Raw genomic sequence first — 16,673 nt, 5'->3', positions numbered from 1 at the left:
CCAGCCGGATCAATGGTCGCGATGCCCATGATGGTGGGAGTCGCCATCCGACCGCGGGCCATCATAAGCCCGGTTGCGCTCCCAGCAGGCACAATCACTGCCCCAGGTGAAGGCTTCCCCTCGCCCGTTTATGCGCAGGCTTGAAGAGGCCATCGAACCATCCGCCGTATCGCCATACATATCGGCATATCCATCGCCGCTCGTATCGCACTGATAGAAGCTCCCCGTGCTCCGGCATTCGCCATACCCGACCCAAGTACCTGCAGCATAGGAAGGCGCTCCGCCGTAATAGTTCGGCGCATAGATTGGGACCCCAGGCGATCCGTAGGGGGCAGAGGAATTTGCCTGCAGGTCGTAGGAGGCTTCCGCAAGACCCTCTGAAAACGCGGCCAGGTCTGCAGACGTGCACCCGGATACGGCCACCCCCGTAGCCACGATTATAGCCGACATGACCACCTTCATTGTCCGCACTGCCCCTCTTCAGGATAGAAACATTGCGGGAATGTAACCCGGTGAAGATGAACACAGGTCAACAAATTGAAAAAATACGTATTTTTGGGACTACTCGGCCGCGACTTCTGACGCCTCGCGTTCACGACGAAGGACTTCAGCCTTCTGTTCGACCAGACCGACAATGTGATCGACCATTTCGGCATTGGAGACATTATGGTCAGCCCGGCCGGAGACAAACATCTTGCCGCTTTCCTTGCCACCGCCGGTAAAGCCGAGATCGGTCAGCGCCGCCTCGCCCGGTCCGTTCACGACACAGCCAATGATGGACAGGCTGATCGGTTCGGAAATGTGCGCGAGGCGCTGTTCGAGCAGTTCGACGGTCTTGATGACGTCAAATCCCTGCCGCGCGCAACTCGGGCACGCCACGATGTTGACGCCGCGCGTCCGCAGGCCGAGCGATTTCAGCATCTCGAAGCCGACCTTCACCTCTTCTACAGGATCGGCCGACAGGGAGACGCGGATCGTGTCGCCAATGCCCGCCCAGAGCAAAGCGCCCATGCCGATGGAGGATTTGACCGTGCCGGTGCGCAGGCCGCCGGCTTCAGTGATGCCGAGATGCAATGGCGCGTCCGTGGCTTCGGCCAGTTGCTGGTAGGCCGCCACGGTCAGGAACATGTCCGAGGCTTTCACCGAGATCTTGTAGTCGTGGAAGCCGAGGTCATCGAGGATGCGGGCATGGTCCAGAGCGGACTCGACCATCGCATCCGGGCAGGGCTCGCCATATTTTTCCAGCAGGTGACGCTCCAGCGAGCCGCCATTGACGCCAATCCGGATCGAACAGCCATTGGCGCGCGCCGCCGCGACGACTTCCCTGACCCGTGCTTCGGACCCGATATTGCCCGGATTGATGCGCAGGCAGGCCGCCCCGGCATCGGCGGCCTCGATGCCGCGCTTATAATGGAAATGAATGTCCGCAACGATTGGCACGGGGCTCGCCCGGCAAATTTCATGCATCGCCGCGGTGGATTCTTCCGTTGGGCAGGACACGCGAACAATGTCCGCCCCAGCCTCGGCTGCGCGCTCGATCTGGGCGATCGTGGCCGCCGCATCTTCGGTCGGCGTGTTGGTCATGGTCTGCACGGCAATCGGTGCATCTCCGCCGACCAGCACGTTACCGACGCGAATCTGGCGAGATTTGCGGCGCTCGATATTGCGCCAGGGACGGATTGGATTGTGCGACATGGGCGCGGTGTCCTGTCCGGTGAGTGTCCCGGTTCACATGGCGGGTCCGGCGACGGATGGCAAGCCTAGCGGGTGGCCTTGTTGCCACCATTGGCAGCCATGGCCGGGGTGGCGGCATCTGCGGCGCGGCCGATCTGGTCATCAATGCTGACGGAGAAGACCGCAGCCCCCTCAGGGCCGAGCGGCCCCACGGTCACATCGCCAACGCGCCATTCAAATGCACCGCCATCACGGGCGGACACGGTCCAGCCGGCCTGCAGGCGTGGGAAATAGCTCTCGCCGGCGGCCATGACACGGCTGCGGAAGATCGTGCCGTCTGCGCCGCGCACTTCCAGCCAGCCCTGCCGCACAGCGGCCAGTTCAAGCGGCAAATTCTTGGGAACGGGGCGATCCGATTTCGCCGTGTCCGCAAACAAGCTGTCGCGGGCGCCATTCACGGCGACCACGCCGGGTTCCGGCGACAGTTCGACATTCGGGCGCACCAATTGCGACACGCCGAGCGCGCCAGCGCCCAGGGCAACCAGTACGGCTGCTGCTGCAAGAGCCAGCGGCCATTTGGACTTCTCCGGCGCAATCCCGCCAATCTTGGGCACCGGCGCATCATTGTGCACTTCTTCCAGCGCGCCACATTCCTGGCTGTAGATCCGGATGACATCCTTTTCCGGCAGCTGCAGATGCTTGGCGTAGGTGTTGAGGATCGCGGTCAGATAGCCGCCGCGTGGAAGTTCACCGACTTCCATGCGCTCGATCCACATGAGGTAGTCCTTGCGCATCAGCGTCGCGCGGGAAATATCTGCAATTTCAAGGCCCAAAGCCTCACGAACGCGGCGCAGGACCTGGCCCATGCGCAGCGCTTCGCCTTCAAATTCGCGAGTCCGGAAGATTTCCATGGCACGCTCGCGCGGGGTCATGTCCGCATCAACAGAGACCGTCTCCGACGCATACGCAGGAGCGTCCTGCGAGGCCATCAGGCTCGCATCGTCGCGATCTTGCTCAGGGGTCAGGTCGTCGTGTGTCATATTCTTCCAGCTTATAGATACAGCAAAGGGGTTCCCCTCCCTGCAGCGCAATTTCTGGTCCATGAATGTGGTTATTATATGGGCCAGTCCATATTAACCATCAGAGAGCTCAATCCCATGATCGGCCGCCAAGGCTAATACTTGGTTACGGAAATCCTGCTCTGGCGCGTTCAGGGCGGCCAGAAAGTCCGGCCTGAAGGCCTGCAGATTCAAGGATCTTATCATCTGCTTGACCGGACCAATAGAGCCCGCCGACATCGAGAGCGCCGTGAATCCCAGTGCCACGAAACAGAGCGCGGACAGGGTTGACCCGGTTGCCTCGCCGCAGGCCGACATCCGGATTCCGTAGGTCCTGCAGGAATCCGACACCTCTTTCAGAAAGCGCAAGGCGCTGGGTGACACCAGATCGTAGCGATCCGACACATGCGGCGTCATGCGGTCGGCGGCGAAGAAGAATTGCATCAGATCATTGGTGCCGACCGACAGGAATTCCGCCTTCCCGGCCAGTTCCGGCAGGCCATAGGCCAGCGCCGGGGTTTCCAGCATGACCCCGACTTCCACCCGGGACGGCCTGCGCCCGGTGCGTTGGGCCGACCATTCGACTTCGGCCAGCAACAGGTCGCGGGCTTCCTCAAATTCGGACACCACGGTCACCATCGGGAACATGATGGTCAGGGGGCGATCCCCGGCGGCGCGCACCAGCGCGCGCAATTGCCGGCGGAACAGACCCTTATGGTCCAGCGCGAAGCGGATCGACCGCCAGCCAAGCGCCGGGTTCTCTTCCCGTTGCAGGTTCAGCGCGGGCAACACCTTGTCGCCGCCGAGATCCACGGTACGGAATACGACCGGCTTGCCGTCCGCCTTGTCGAGCACACGCTTGTAGAGGTCGATCTGGTCATTCAGCTTGGGCAGGGATTCGGAGACGAGGAACTGGAATTCGGTGCGGAACAGGCCCACGCCGTCGGCACCAGCCTGCTTCATCATCTCCATGTCGAGATCGAGCCCGGCATTCAGCATCAGCGAGACATCGGTCCCGTCCGTGGTGCGCGCGGGCAGATCCTTCAGCGCTTCATAAGCCGCCTGACGCTCCGAGCGCAGCGAAACGCGGCCCTTGTACGCATCGTACAGAGTGTCATCCGGCCGGATGTGCAGCGTGCCTTCCTCGGCATCGACGATGACCCAGTCGCCCTGGTCAATGCGGGTGGTGAGGCCAGGAATTCCGCCCAATGCGGGGATGCCCAATGCGCGTGCCACGATCGCGGCATGAGACGAGGCGGCTGCCTCCTCCATCAGAATCGCCCGCAGGCCCGTATTGGAATATTCCAGCAGCTCTGCCGGGCCGAGCCGCCGCGCGACCAGCACGCTGCGCTCTTCGCTGATCTGGGGCTTGCCCTCTTCCCCGCCGAGAATGCGGAGCAGACGGTTGTCGAGGTCTTCAAGGTCGTGCAGCCGCTCACGCAGATAAGGGTCGCGGGCGTTTTGCAAGCGCGCGCGGTGTTCGCGGCGGGCCCGGTCGACCGAGGCTTCGGCAGACAGGCCCGACCTCACACCCTCCTGCAGTTTCTCGGCCCAGGACGGGTCATGCGCCAGCAGGCGGTAGGTTTCCATCACATCGCGCGGATCTTCGCCAAGCGCCGCGCCATCCAGCGCCATCATCCGGTCGATGGAGGCTTTCAGCTCCGCCATGCCATCGGACAGGCGATGGCTCTCCGTCACCTGATCGGCGGCGAAGAATTTGGCGGCTGGCACGACCGGGTCATGCAGTACGGCGCGGCCATAACCGAGCCCCTCACAGAAGACGCGGCCGGTCAGCGACGCCGTATTGCGCTCGCGTTTCTCGTTGCCGCCATTGTTCAGCGCATCCGGATCGATCCGGTCGACAATCTCGGCCAGCACCATGGCAATGGTCTGGAGATTGTCGATTTCCTCGTCATCATAGGCGCGCTCGGTCCGGTTCTGGACCGTGAGCACGCCGATGACGCGCCCGCCGCGCAGGATCGGCACGCCGAGGAAAGCGTGGAACGGGTCTTCGCCCGTTTCTGGCCGGTAGGAGAAGGAGGCGTGCCGGGGGGCGTCCTGGATGGCCATCGGTTCGGCCCGGCGCGCCACGAGGCCGACTAGGCCCTCATTCACGGTGAGGCGTGTGGCCGCCACGGCGTCCGCCTTCAGGCCTTCCGTGGCGATCAGGAGCAACGCGCCGTCCTGCAACCTCAAATAGATGGAACAGACATCGGCGACCATGGTTGACGCAATCAGCCGCACGACCTTGTCGAGCCGAGATCGTGTTTCGCCTTCCTCCGCCATAACCTGGCGGAGCCGGTTCATCAGCAAGCGCGTCGCGGGCAGATTATAAGGCATGGTCAGCCCGTATGTCGCAGCCTCTATCAGGCAGCGTCAAGGCCGAATGCCGTATGGAGGGCCCGAACGGCCAGCTCAGTATAGGCATCTGCGATGAGCACTGAAATCTTGATCTCGGAAGTAGAGATCACGTCAATATTGATGCCCTTCTCGTACAAGGCCTTGAACATTGTCTCGGCGACGCCCGTATGACTGCGCATTCCGACACCGACGATGGAAATTTTTGACACGTCGCGCACAACTTCGAGGCGCTCATAGCCGATTTCGTCATGCATGCTTTCCAGCGTGTCGCGCGCAATCGGGCTGTCACGGTCGGTGCAGGTGAACACCATGTTGGCCTGTTCAGGCCCGCGCGCCTGCGCCTGCACGATCATGTCCACATTCACCCCTGCCCGGGCGAGGGCCGAGAAGATCTTGGCGGAGATACCCGGCTTGTCCGGCACTCCGTAAAGCGTGACCTTGGCTTCATCCCGCGAATAGGCAACGCCGCTGACAACCTGTTTTTCCACGATTTCTTCCTCTGAGCAGACAATGGTTCCGGGGTTTGGCTCGCCCGGCTTCAGGAAGCTGGACAGGACCCGGACGGGCACATTGTGATTCATCGCCATTTCGACAGACCGGGTCTGCAGCACCTTGGCACCAAGAGAGGCCAGTTCCAGCATCTCCTCGAACGAGATTTTCTCGATCCGCTGCGCCTTGGGCACGATCCGCGGATCGGTCGTATAGACGCCATCGACATCGGTGTAGATGTCGCACACGGTTGCATTGAGCGCGGCGGCCACCGCCACGGCGCTGGTATCCGAGCCGCCCCGACCGAGCGTTGCGACGCGTTCGTCATCCGTCACGCCCTGGAAGCCCGCGATCACGGCAATCTCGCCCGCATCTATCGCGTCCGGCAATTTGGAATCGTCAAAGCCCATGATGCGCGCGCGTCCATGGCTCTTATTGGTCTTGAGGCGCAGCTGCCAGCCAAGCCAGCTCCGCGCCTTCAGGCCCCGGCGGCGCAAGGCCAGCGCCAGCAGGCCGGCCGTCACCTGTTCACCGGAAGCGACCACCACGTCATATTCATCGTCGAATTGCTCGCGCGGCAGGCCGTCGCCAGCCGCGCCTTCGGCATAGCCGACCAGCTTGTTGGTCTCGCCCGACATGGCCGACACGACCACAGCCATATGCTCGCCCTTTGCGGCGCGGTCGGCTACAATGTCCGCCACGTTCGCAATGCGATCCAGGTCGGCCACGGATGTGCCGCCAAATTTCAGAACCGTGCGCGCCATTTCGCCCCATATCCTGTCGTCTTCGAGGGATTTCCCCTTATATGCGCCCTCATAGGGTGTGTTCACGCCCGGATCAAACAGGTTTCTTTGGCTATGACAGTTACAGTTGACGGTTCCAGCGGCGCGCCCGCCACGCCCAGCATCGATCCGGATGAGGTCGCCAAGTTTTCCGCGATGGCGGCAGACTGGTGGAATCCTCGCGGCAAGTTCCGCCCGCTTCACAAATTCAATCCCTTGCGCCTGCGCTTTATCCGCGACCAGGCCGAGAAGCATTTCGGAATTGCGCCGGACGCCAAGCGTCCGCTGGAGGGCCTGCGCCTGCTGGATATTGGCTGTGGCGGCGGCTTGGTCTGCGAGCCCATGACGCGGCTCGGCGCCTCGGTGACCGGCGTCGATGCGTCCGAAGCCAATATCAAGACCGCCCTGACCCATGCCCGCGAACAAGGGCTCGACATCGACTATCGCGCCGGGACGGCGGAAGGCCTCATCGAGGCCGGAGAGCCGCTCTTCGACATCGTGCTGAACCTCGAAGTCGTCGAACATGTCGCCGACCCGCACCAATTCCTGAAAGACACGGGCGGCCTCGTGAAGCCGGGCGGCCTGATGATCGTCGCCACGCTGAACCGGACGGCCAAGGCGCTGGCCACCGCCGTGATCGGCGCCGAATATGTGCTCGGCTGGCTGCCGCGCGGCACGCATGACTGGTCGAAATTCGTAACCCCCGACGAGGCTGATGCCGGACTGACCGCCGCAGGTCTCGTCACCGAGCCCGCCATAGGCGTGTCCTACAACCCGCTTGCGGACAGCTGGAAGCTCTCTGGCGACACTAAGGTAAACTATATGATCGTGGCCAGGAGGCCTGCTGAATGACTAAAGTGCCCACGCCGGAACAGGTGCTCGATTACTGGATCGGAGACACGCGCAACTCGGCCGATTCGTTGCAGGAAAAACACAAGCTCTGGTTCGGGAAGTCGGATGAGACCGATGCCGAAATCCGGGCCCGTTTTCTGGGCCTGCTGGAAGATGCCTCCCACCTCCCCTTTTCCGATGACTGGGCCAGTGATGGCCCGCGCGGACGACTTGCGGCGATCATCGTGCTCGACCAGTTCAGCCGCAACCTGTTTCGCGGCGAGGCGCGCGCGTTCCGCCAGGACTCGCTTGCCCTTCGTATGTGCAAGGATGGTCTGGCCCTGAACGGACACAAGGCGCTCAGTGAGACCGAACGCGTCTTCTTCTGCCTGCCGCTGGAACATTCGGAATCGCTGGAAGACCAGACACGCTGCGTCGCCCTGTTCCGCGAACTGGTCGAAGACGCCCGCCCCGAATTCAAGGAGTTTGCCAAGAGCACGCTCGACTATGCCGAACAGCACCTGAAAGTGATCCAGGATTTCGGCCGCTTCCCACACCGCAACAAGGCGCTTGGGCGCGAAACGACCATTGAGGAAGCTGCGTGGCTGGCTGAAGGCGGCGGCTTCTAGTCCGGACTAATCCAGCATCTCGGGTCCGCGCGGATCGAGGCTCTTGCTGATGTCGAGCTGCATCGACCGGGTGAGCGTATAGCGGGACGCCACAATTGCCGCGAGACCATAGAGGATCATGGGCAACAGGCAGAACACGATGATCAGGCCGTGAATGGCTTCGGGAGAATTCTCCACGCCCGGCCGGAAGCCTGCGACCCGGCCCAGCACGAAATAGCCGATCCCGAAAGCAAGACTGTTTCCCACCTTGTAGACGCTGGTCAGCACGGAATAGTAGATCCCGGCGCGGTTCTCCCCCGTCTTGGCGGCCTGGTATTCCACGACATCCGCCGCCATGGAGCGCGCAATGACCACCGGCGCGCTGAAGGCTGCCCCATTGACAAGCGCGCCAATCAAGAGCGGCCCGAAGCCGCCGCCGCTGCGTGCTGCGAAATAATAGATCACATAGCTCGACATCCCCATGAGCACCGCGCACAGGAACGCCGTGTGCTTCTCCGTGCGGGCCGAGAATTTGAGCCAGAATGGCAGGGCGGCCACCGCCGTGGAAAAGAAGATCATCAAGACAATGCTGGACATCGAATCCGACAGGCCGAACGCATATTCCGCCACGAACAGATAGTTCGACGCGGTAATCGCGATCGCCGTCCCGACCAGCAATTCCATCAGAAGCACCGAACCAAGATACCGGTTTTTCAGCGCCGCAACGATGGCCTTGAAATCGAATTTCATGGCATTGCCGCGGTCGCCCCGCATCTGCCTGTCCGGCACGAAGGCGCAGGAGAGAAACGCAACGATTGGCAGCGAGATCAGCAAGGCCCAGCCCATCACAGCGACCTGCCCGAACCGATCGACCTCGACCCCAGACATGGCCAGGATCGCCGGCACCGCGAGCAACGCCAACATGGAGACAATGCTGGTCACTTCCGCCCAGGTGAAGAAGCGGGACCGGTCATCATAGTCTACGGCAATTGCCGGCACCCAGGCCGACCGCGCCGTTTGCAACAGGGTGAAACCGACATAGAAAAGCAGCATCCAGACGACGAAATAGCCCGGCCCGGCGCCCCGTTCCGGCATATAGACGAAATAGGTGGCAAGCCCCAGCAGCGGGACGCTGAGCACGATCCAGTGCCGTACCCGGCCCCACGGGCTGCGATAGCGGTCGACCACATACCCCATGATCGGGTCGGTCAGAACATCCCAGAACCTCAGGACCATGAACAGGAAGCCGGTGAGTTCCAGTCCAAGGCCAACTTCATTGGCGTAGAGCGGTGCAAGATACACCGCCAACGGCAATCCGACCCCCGCCAGCGGTATGCTGAGCGAGGAAAAGGCGAGTACTCTCGGTAGGGACAGGCGCGGGCCACGAGCGTCAGTCATGTGCACAGCCTGCCCGGTAAAAACGTGACGGCCAAGTCATTTTTTTATCCCCTGAGCGCTTGACGTCGGGGCGGTCGGGCCTGACACCGGAGAAAAGATGAGCCGGGAGGAAATGGACCGATGCTGAAGAAAATCCTGTTGGGCACAATTGCCCTGATTGTGCTGTTGATAGGGGTGATCCTGTTCCGCACGTTTACCTATGGCGGTGCCTCGGCCGGTGAACGCGTGGCGTTGCCGGACGTCCCTGCCGTCTCCGCAGACAGCGCCGCAGGCCATCTCAGCGAAGCCATCCGGTTCCGTACCATCACCGTCGCCTCCGGCGATCCCCGCCCCGGCCAGGAAGGCCCGTGGCTGGAGCTGCATGACTGGCTGGAAACGACCTACCCGGCCGCGCATACCGCCATGACACGCGAACTCGTGCCCGGCACCCTGACCCTGCTCTACACATGGGAAGGCTCTGACACCTCGCTCGACCCGCTGCTCCTGATGGCGCATCAGGATGTGGTGCCCGTGAATATCGGCACAGAGAGCGACTGGACCGGCGCCCCCTTCGCTGGCGACATTGTCGATGGCTATGTCTATGGCCGCGGCGCGCTGGACGACAAGGGCAGCCTCGTGGCTCTGATGGAAGCGGCTGACGCGCTCGCCGCAGATGGCTTCCAGCCGAAGCGTACTGTCATCTTCATGTTTGGCCATGATGAGGAAGTGCTCGGCAATGGCGCAGAGGCCGGGATCGCCCTGCTCAAGGCCCGCGGCATCAAACCGGCCATGGCCCTCGACGAAGGCTTTGCGATCATCGACCCGTCCCCGCTCACCGGAAAGCCGATGGCCTATATCGGTGTCTCGGAGAAAGGCTATCTCACGCTGACCCTGACGGCTCTGGCCGAAGGCGGACATTCCTCGACGCCGCCACGCGACTCCGCCGCCGTGCGCCTCGCGCGCGCCATTGTCGCGCTTGATGAGAATCAGATGCCAGCCGATTTCTCCAAACCTCCGGTGTCGGACCTCTTCCGCGTCTCCGCGCCCGACCTGCCTTTCATGCAGAAAATGGCCTTTGCTAATCTCTGGCTATTCGAAGGCAGTGTGGATTCCGCGATGGCTGGCATTCCGGCTGGCAATGCCATGATCCGCACGACCACAGCGCCGACCATGCTGACGGGGTCTGCCAAGGAAAACGTCCTGGCGCAGCGCGCCATGGCGACGGTCAATTTCCGTGTGCACCCGAACAATACGGTGGAGGACGTGATCACGCATGTGAAAGACGTCACTTCCGACATCAAGGGCATTGAGGTCAGCCTGTCGGATGGCGGCATCAGCGGCAGCGAAGCTTCGCCCGTCTCCCCCACCGACAACAAGGCCTATGCCGTGCTTGCCAGCGTGGCGGATGCCCAGGGCGGCGGGGTGCCGGTTGCCCCCGGCCTCGTGCTGGGCGCGACGGATGCCCGCTATGCAAGCGCGATCACCGACAGCGTCTACCGCTTTGCGCCGTCCGTGCTCAGCCCGGCTGACCTGTCCGGCTTTCACGGCACCAATGAGCGCCTGGCAGTCGAGAACATGAAACGCCTGTCGGAAGGCTACGCCCAGATCATCTTGTCCATGGATAGTGGGGATTAAAAAACGTTTGATGCCCTCCGCCCACCGGGATCCCTCGGAGGGCATCAAACTCCCCTCCCACCGTCATGCAGTCACGGGAACTGCAGGACGATAAGCTTCAGCATCTGTTGTAAACTCGGCATGGCCGTAGCGCTTGAGCAGGCGGCGGATGCGCGCGGTCAGGCGGCGATCTGCCAGACCCCGTAGTCCGGGCACGGACAGGGCGAAGCGATACAGCGCCATCTTCGCCGAGATATAGGGAAACAGGACCATCGCGACGGCATAGTCCAGCGGACCGACCGGCACGCCGATCTCACGCGCAATCTGGCTGTCGCCGCCAAGGAAATGCTTCACCAGAACCAGCCGCGCGAGACGCTTTTCCAGCGCATTGAAGATGCGATGGCCAAGCTTCCGGTCCGGCGGCAGATAGGCCTCCAGTGTTGCCCGCACGAGCGTGCCGCAGGTTTCATCATCAAAGCCTTCCCGGATGGACGCGCTGCGTGCATTCATGATGTCGATGATGCCTTGTGGCGTATCCATCAGCAGGTCTTCCGGCAGGCCCAGCAAGTAACACCGATACCGGCTGAACTCGACACGCGCCCGCTCCTCGGCGGTGAACTCGGTCCGCCCTTCGCCCAGCATCTGGTAAGCGAGCAGAAAGACATCAATCAGGCCGGCGGGCATCTGGTCCACCTGAGGCACCGGAATACCGTACACGGAGACGTCCCAGGTCTTCACTTTGCGCAGGATATTGAACCGGACCATGGAATGCATCAGGCGCACCATGGCGGCGGCCTTGAAGCCCTCGCCGTGCGGCTCCAGCGCGCCGGGCAGCGTGGTGACGGTGAAGAAGGTCGCCGTCTCGTTGACGCGCCGCGCTGACGTGGAATAGCCCAGCGTCCCCGTGATCGCCATCGGCAGCGCGGTATACTTGTTCAGGAAGGTCGCGAGAAAGGCGCCCCGGATCATCCACGGAGACGTGATCGCCATCGGCAGCCGGTTCAGGCGCGCCCCTTCGCGCACAAGATCCATGTCCAGCCAGTCAGGCTTTGCTTCCATTTCCTCGATCAGCGCCACCAGTTCCGGTGGCGCATCGGGCACAGCGCCCAGCCCCGTGTCGCAGGCGGTCGTCAGCATCTCGACGAGGCGCTTGAAGCCATACTCCCCCATCAGCGCCGCATAGGCATCCGCGGTCACATCCCCCAGCATCGTGTAGGCCTTAACCCGTCCGACCATATCCGCCGGGGGCGGCGGCATCTGGCGCAGGGATTCCGGCAGCGAGCTGTCTTCGATACATTCTGTGTAGCGTTCCGGCGACTGAGAAAAATCGATATTGCCGTACATCTCCGGCAAGGCTGACTTTTGCAGTGCAATTCGTTCGTGTACCTGCGCGAGCGAAGGATTCATCCAGACGCCTCCTGTAGTGTTCTTGGCAGTCGTCGCCCTATAATGTAAGCAATGCTCAGATATTCCACTCGCATCGGGAAATGCGTATGGTTAAGCAAATCGGAACGCACAAGTGACTGAAAAGACAAGAAGAAAACCAAGACAGGCGCGCGCGCAGGCGACGGTGGAGGCTATACTGGAAGCGACGTTTCAGCTTTTGGAATCGGATGGCCTCACAGACTTGACCACAAATCACATTGCCGATCGTGCTGGCGTCAGTATCGGCACGCTATACCAATACTTCTCGGATCGGGAGGCGATCCTCTATGCACTCAGCAAGCGCCAGAGCGATGATGTGCGAAAGATGATCACGGCGCTGGTGCTGGAAGCGCCTGAAACCTCCGGCGTTCGCGCGATCATCCGTGCGCTCATGTATGGGCCGAAAGGGTCTCCCCAGACACGGCTCATCCTGTCCGATGCGCTGTTTCGGTCTGGCGGCAGCGACGAAATGAGCCGCCAGCATTATGCCTTCCTGGAATCGGTCAGTGGACAGCAAAGTTTCAACTTCCCTCATGGGCGTGAGGCCGCCTTCATCCTGACGCACACCGCCGTGCAATTGCTGCGCGCCGCAGCCGGCGAACCGGAGCTGCAGCTCAATCCGGATGTGCTGGAAGACGAACTCGTCCATCTGCTGGAGAGCTATATCGAAAACCTCAACACACGCGCCGAGCGTGCGCGCGCCTAGCCGCTGTTGAAATGACCCCAGATGCGTTCGGCGAGCGCTTCGTTGACGCCCTCCACATCCATCAGATCCGCAACCTTCGCGCGGGACACGCCCTTGGCCGATCCGAAATGGTGTAGCAGCGCCCTCTTGCGCGCGGGGCCGACGCCTTCGATCTCGTCGAGTGGGGACATCTTGATGGCGGCGGATCGTTTGGCCCGGTGTCCGCCGATGGCCCAGCGGTGGGCCTCGTCCCGCAAACGCTGAAGATAGTAGAGCACGGGCGCCGTCTCCGGCAGTTTGAAGGGCGCCCGGCCCGGCCGGAAGAATTGTTCCCGGCCCGCATTCCGGTCTACGCCCTTGGCGATGGAGACGAGGTTCACATCCTCCGGGGTCACACCAATTCCTGCCAAGGCCTCGATCACGGCATTCAACTGGCCAAGACCACCATCAATCAGGACAAGGTCCGGCCAGTTCGCGCCATTACCCTCTTCCCGTTCCTTCAAGGCGCGGGAAAAGCGGCGGCGCATCACTTCGCGCATCATGCCGTAATCATCACCCGGCTCGATACTCGTGTCCTTGATGTTGAACTTTCGATAGGCGTTCTTCATGAAGCCTTCCGGCCCGGCGACAACCATTCCGCCTACGGCGTTCGATCCCTGGATATGGGAGTTGTCGTAGATTTCGATCCGTTCCGGCGGCGACTCCAGCTCGAACACTTTCGCCACTTCCGCCAGCAGGCGTGCCTGGCTCGCTGTCTCGGCCAGCTTGCGCGACAGGGCTTCCCCGGCATTGCGGGCGGCCTGCGTGACGAGGTCTTTCTTGCTGCCGCGTTCCGGCCGGCGCACTTCGACCTTGCGGCCCGCCTTCAGCTCCAGCGCTTCAGCGATCAGTTCGGCCTGGTCCGGTATCCGGTTCACGAGGATCAGCTTGGGCGGCGGGCGCTTGTCATAGAATTGCACGAGGAAGGCCGACAGCACCTCCTCCGGCGTCTGTTCGCGCTCATGGCGCGGATAGTGCGCGGTCGCGCCCCAGTTCTGACCCGCCCGGATGAAGAAGACCTGCACACAGGAGACCCCGCCATCCATCTCGATGGCGAACACGTCTGCCTCTTCAATGTCTTCCGGGTTCACATCCTGGCTGGCGCGGACATGGGCCAGCGCCCGGATTCGGTCGCGCAGGCGCGCAGCCCGTTCAAACTCCATATCTTCTGCCGCCGCTTCCATGTCGGCGGCGAGGCGCTTCTGGAGGTCGGCCCCCTTCCCGCGCAGGAAATCGGCAGCCTGGTCGGCCAGTGCCTGATAATCCTCGGTCGAGATCAGGCCCACGCACGGCGCGGCGCAGCGTTTGATCTGGTGCAACATGCAAGGCCGGGCCCTCACGCTGTAGACACTGTCCTCACAGGTGCGCAGCAGGAAGGCCTTCTGCAACGTGTCGAGTGTCCGCATCACCGAACCCGCGCTGGCGAACGGGCCGAAATAGTCGCCCTGATCCATCTTGGAGCCGCGATACTTCTTGATCTGCGGCGCTTCATGGTCGCGGCGGATCAGGATGTAGGGAAAGGATTTGTCGTCGCGCAGCAGCACGTTGAAGCGTGGCTTCAGACTCTTGATCAGGCTCGCTTCCAGCAGAAGCGCCTCGGTCTCGGTCTCGGTGACGACGAATTCCATCCGCCGCGTCATCGAGATCATGCGGGCGATCCGCTGGGTATGGCCGCCAAGGCGGGCATAGTTCGATACGCGCGCCTTCAGGTCCCGCGCCTTGCCCACATACAGGACGTCGTCATGTTCGCCGAACATGCGATAGACGCCCGGCTTGGCAGGCAGCCGTTTGAGATTGTCCTTGATGACGTCAATGCCCCGAAGGGAGGTCGCGCCGGAATCAGTCGGGTTCATACCTCTACAGATAGTCTGGCTTGGCCGCAGATGCGAGCCTCAGAAGAAGTTGAGCACATCCTGCATCTCGAAGCGGGAATCCATCATCCAGCCTGCCGCGAAGCTGAACAGCATCACCAGCACCACCGACGAGACGAAAGATCGCCCCGGCGCAGGGTTCACCTTGCGGCGCCCGGCGCGCACCAGGATCAGCATGAACAGGATCAGAATGAAGACGACCATGAAGAACAGCTTCTCCATGTCGTCCAGGCGATGCACCCAGCGCGAGAAGTCGTAATAGGCCTCATTGGCCACTTCAGCGATCTTATCCAGGACCCGGTTCAACAGGTCCATACTTGATGAATTACTCATGGCTCCGTCCGTCAATCCCGTCCTGGGAACGCCTTCCGACTGGCTCTCAATAACCGCCATCATGCCAAAACGAGGCTAATATCCCGCCTATTCTGGCAAGTGACTTTCCCCCTCATGCTTAATGCACCGGTAAGAATTGCCGCCCGCCCGCCGGGGCGCATGCGTCAGAATTACCCTCGCCCTCCCCTTGCAGGCCGGGGCCCTCAGGCTTAAGCGAGGGCAAACGCCGCCGCGCGTGACATTTCACGGGAAAACCTCATGTCCGACACCTTCCGCTTCTCCGATGCCCTGGACCGCGTAAAGCCGTCCGCCACCATTGCCGTCACCACCAAGGCCAATGAGCTGAAACGGGCCGGTCATGACGTGATTGGCCTCGGCGCAGGCGAGCCGGATTTCGACACGCCGGACAATATCAAGGAAGCCGCCATCCAGGCGATCCGCGATGGCAAGACCAAGTACACGCCCGCCGACGGCATCCCGGAACTGAAGGAAGCGATCTGCGCCAAATTCCAGCGCGAAAACGACCTGAGCTACACACCCAGCCAGATCCACATCGCACCGGGCGGCAAGCCGGTCATCTACAATGCCTTCCTCGCCACGCTGAATCCCGGCGACGAAGTCATCATCCCGGCCCCCTATTGGGTGTCCTATCCGGACATGGTCCTGCTCGCCAGCGGCACGCCGGTGCCGGTCGAATGCGGCCCGAATGCCAAATACAAGCTGACCCCCGAAGCGCTGGAAGCAGCGATCACGCCGAACACCAAATGGCTGCTCCTGAACTCGCCATCGAACCCCACCGGCGCGGCCTATACCAAAGACGAACTGCGCGGTCTCGCCGATGTCCTGCTGCGCCATCCGCAGGTCTGGGTGATGACCGACGACATGTACGAACACCTCGTCTATGACGATTTCGAATACTTCACGATCGCCCAGATCGAGCCGGCCCTGTTTGACCGCACGCTCACCGTGAACGGCGTCTCCAAGGCCTATGCCATGACCGGCTGGCGCATCGGCTATGCCGGCGGCCCGGAAAAACTGATCACCGCCATGCGCAAGGTGATCAGCCAGACCACGTCCAATCCCTGCTCGATCAGCCAGTGGGCGGCCGTCGAGGCGCTGAACGGCACACAGGATTTCCTGCCCGAGCGCCGCGCCGCGTATCAGAAGCGCCGCGACATGGTCGTCGCTGGCCTCAACGCCGCCGAGGGCCTCACCTGCCCGACGCCGGAAGGCGCCTTCTATGTCTATCCGTCCTGCGCGGGCGTGATCGGCAAGACCAGCCCCTCCGGAAAAGTGATCGAGACCGACAAGGATTTCGCCGCCGAATTGCTGGAACAGGAAAAGGTCGCCATCGTCTTCGGCGAAGCCTTCGGCCTGTCCCCGGCCTTCCGCGTTTCCTATGCCACTTCGACCGAAGCGCTTCAGGAAGCGCTCACGCGGATCCAGCGTTTCTGCGCAAACCTGTCATAGAAACCTGCTATAGAGTAACCCTATATCCGGTGTTCCACCTATTGATTTGAATGGAA

The 16,673-nt window shown here is 62.0% G+C and carries 14 protein-coding genes; 5 read left to right on the top strand and 9 right to left on the bottom strand.

The window, feature by feature from the left end; all coding sequences use genetic code 11:
* Positions 1 to 9: 9 nt before the first annotated feature.
* From V7660_RS13845 to V7660_RS13825, 5 genes are all read right to left on the bottom strand, one after another.
* Positions 10 to 450 (bottom strand): hypothetical protein, encoded by a 441-nt coding sequence (locus V7660_RS13845; RefSeq protein ID WP_335603643.1) that lies wholly within the window; start codon positions 448 to 450, stop codon positions 10 to 12.
* Between the two features lie 111 nt (positions 451 to 561).
* On the bottom strand, positions 562 to 1,695 hold the full coding sequence (ispG, locus tag V7660_RS13840) for a flavodoxin-dependent (E)-4-hydroxy-3-methylbut-2-enyl-diphosphate synthase (RefSeq protein ID WP_335603642.1): 1,134 nt from the start codon (positions 1,693 to 1,695) through the stop codon (positions 562 to 564).
* Positions 1,696 to 1,760: 65 nt separating this feature from the next.
* Positions 1,761 to 2,714 (bottom strand): helix-turn-helix domain-containing protein, encoded by a 954-nt coding sequence (locus V7660_RS13835; RefSeq protein WP_335603641.1) that lies wholly within the window; start codon positions 2,712 to 2,714, stop codon positions 1,761 to 1,763.
* Positions 2,715 to 2,807: 93 nt separating this feature from the next.
* On the bottom strand, positions 2,808 to 5,072 hold the full coding sequence (ptsP, locus tag V7660_RS13830) for a phosphoenolpyruvate--protein phosphotransferase (RefSeq protein WP_335603640.1): 2,265 nt from the start codon (positions 5,070 to 5,072) through the stop codon (positions 2,808 to 2,810).
* Positions 5,073 to 5,098: 26 nt separating this feature from the next.
* On the bottom strand, positions 5,099 to 6,346 hold the full coding sequence (locus tag V7660_RS13825; RefSeq protein WP_335603639.1) for an aspartate kinase: 1,248 nt from the start codon (positions 6,344 to 6,346) through the stop codon (positions 5,099 to 5,101).
* A 93-nt stretch (positions 6,347 to 6,439) separates the two neighbouring features.
* On the opposite strand from V7660_RS13825, the gene ubiG reads away from it, so the two are divergent.
* Positions 6,440 to 7,216, top strand: coding sequence for a bifunctional 2-polyprenyl-6-hydroxyphenol methylase/3-demethylubiquinol 3-O-methyltransferase UbiG (gene ubiG / locus V7660_RS13820; protein ID WP_335603638.1), 777 nt, complete (start codon positions 6,440 to 6,442; stop codon positions 7,214 to 7,216).
* Positions 7,213 to 7,824 (top strand): DUF924 family protein, encoded by a 612-nt coding sequence (locus V7660_RS13815; protein WP_335603637.1) that lies wholly within the window; start codon positions 7,213 to 7,215, stop codon positions 7,822 to 7,824. The genes ubiG and V7660_RS13815 overlap by 4 nt, the downstream gene beginning before the upstream one ends.
* Positions 7,825 to 7,830: 6 nt before the next feature.
* Here the strand turns inward: V7660_RS13815 and V7660_RS13810 are convergent, their stop codons facing one another.
* Complete coding sequence (locus V7660_RS13810) at positions 7,831 to 9,201, bottom strand: MFS transporter (protein WP_335603636.1); 1,371 nt, start codon at positions 9,199 to 9,201, stop codon at positions 7,831 to 7,833.
* Positions 9,202 to 9,321: 120 nt separating this feature from the next.
* Here V7660_RS13810 and V7660_RS13805 point away from each other — a divergent pair, with 120 nt between their 5' ends.
* Positions 9,322 to 10,815 (top strand): M20 family peptidase, encoded by a 1,494-nt coding sequence (locus V7660_RS13805; protein ID WP_335603635.1) that lies wholly within the window; start codon positions 9,322 to 9,324, stop codon positions 10,813 to 10,815.
* Between the two features lie 63 nt (positions 10,816 to 10,878).
* Here V7660_RS13805 and V7660_RS13800 read toward each other — a convergent pair whose 3' ends face one another.
* Positions 10,879 to 12,201, bottom strand: a complete 1,323-nt coding sequence (locus tag V7660_RS13800) for an oxygenase MpaB family protein (RefSeq protein ID WP_335603634.1) — start codon at positions 12,199 to 12,201, stop codon at positions 10,879 to 10,881.
* A gap of 112 nt (positions 12,202 to 12,313) precedes the next feature.
* Between V7660_RS13800 and V7660_RS13795 the strand changes: the two genes are divergently transcribed.
* Positions 12,314 to 12,925, top strand: a complete 612-nt coding sequence (locus tag V7660_RS13795) for a TetR/AcrR family transcriptional regulator (RefSeq protein WP_335603633.1) — start codon at positions 12,314 to 12,316, stop codon at positions 12,923 to 12,925.
* On the opposite strand, the gene uvrC is transcribed toward V7660_RS13795, so the two are convergent.
* Together uvrC and V7660_RS13785 are read right to left on the bottom strand one after the other, a co-directional pair.
* Positions 12,922 to 14,796, bottom strand: a complete 1,875-nt coding sequence (gene uvrC / locus V7660_RS13790) for an excinuclease ABC subunit UvrC (RefSeq protein ID WP_335603632.1) — start codon at positions 14,794 to 14,796, stop codon at positions 12,922 to 12,924. The two genes, V7660_RS13795 and uvrC, sit on opposite strands and share 4 nt — an antisense overlap.
* Positions 14,797 to 14,835: 39 nt before the next feature.
* A complete protein-coding gene (locus V7660_RS13785) occupies positions 14,836 to 15,147 on the bottom strand; it encodes a hypothetical protein (protein ID WP_335603631.1) in 312 nt (103 codons plus the stop codon).
* Positions 15,148 to 15,405: 258 nt separating this feature from the next.
* Here V7660_RS13785 and V7660_RS13780 point away from each other — a divergent pair, with 258 nt between their 5' ends.
* On the top strand, positions 15,406 to 16,617 hold the full coding sequence (locus V7660_RS13780) for a pyridoxal phosphate-dependent aminotransferase (RefSeq protein WP_335603630.1): 1,212 nt from the start codon (positions 15,406 to 15,408) through the stop codon (positions 16,615 to 16,617).
* Positions 16,618 to 16,673 lie beyond the last annotated feature (56 nt).

This window comes from Hyphomonas sp. (assembly GCF_036964145.1).
In the GTDB taxonomy this organism is placed as follows: Bacteria; Pseudomonadota; Alphaproteobacteria; order Caulobacterales; family Hyphomonadaceae; genus Hyphomonas.
The sequence above is the reverse complement of the archived record's forward strand: the minus strand, read 5'-3'. Positions and strand labels throughout refer to the sequence as shown.

Excerpts from the sequence above, each read along its gene's own strand:
- V7660_RS13845 (WP_335603643.1), bottom strand. The coding sequence starts at position 450 with ATGTCGGCTATAATCGTGGCTACGGGGGTGGCCGTATCCGGGTGCACG.
- ispG (WP_335603642.1), bottom strand. The coding sequence starts at position 1,695 with ATGTCGCACAATCCAATCCGTCCCTGGCGCAATATCGAGCGCCGCAAA.
- V7660_RS13835 (WP_335603641.1), bottom strand. The coding sequence starts at position 2,714 with ATGACACACGACGACCTGACCCCTGAGCAAGATCGCGACGATGCGAGC.
- ptsP (WP_335603640.1), bottom strand. The coding sequence starts at position 5,072 with ATGCCTTATAATCTGCCCGCGACGCGCTTGCTGATGAACCGGCTCCGC.
- V7660_RS13825 (WP_335603639.1), bottom strand. The coding sequence starts at position 6,346 with ATGGCGCGCACGGTTCTGAAATTTGGCGGCACATCCGTGGCCGACCTG.
- ubiG (WP_335603638.1), top strand. The coding sequence starts at position 6,440 with ATGACAGTTACAGTTGACGGTTCCAGCGGCGCGCCCGCCACGCCCAGC.
- V7660_RS13815 (WP_335603637.1), top strand. The coding sequence starts at position 7,213 with ATGACTAAAGTGCCCACGCCGGAACAGGTGCTCGATTACTGGATCGGA.
- V7660_RS13810 (WP_335603636.1), bottom strand. The coding sequence starts at position 9,201 with ATGACTGACGCTCGTGGCCCGCGCCTGTCCCTACCGAGAGTACTCGCC.
- V7660_RS13805 (WP_335603635.1), top strand. The coding sequence starts at position 9,322 with ATGCTGAAGAAAATCCTGTTGGGCACAATTGCCCTGATTGTGCTGTTG.
- V7660_RS13800 (WP_335603634.1), bottom strand. The coding sequence starts at position 12,201 with ATGAATCCTTCGCTCGCGCAGGTACACGAACGAATTGCACTGCAAAAG.
- uvrC (WP_335603632.1), bottom strand. The coding sequence starts at position 14,796 with ATGAACCCGACTGATTCCGGCGCGACCTCCCTTCGGGGCATTGACGTC.
- V7660_RS13785 (WP_335603631.1), bottom strand. The coding sequence starts at position 15,147 with ATGAGTAATTCATCAAGTATGGACCTGTTGAACCGGGTCCTGGATAAG.
- V7660_RS13780 (WP_335603630.1), top strand. The coding sequence starts at position 15,406 with ATGTCCGACACCTTCCGCTTCTCCGATGCCCTGGACCGCGTAAAGCCG.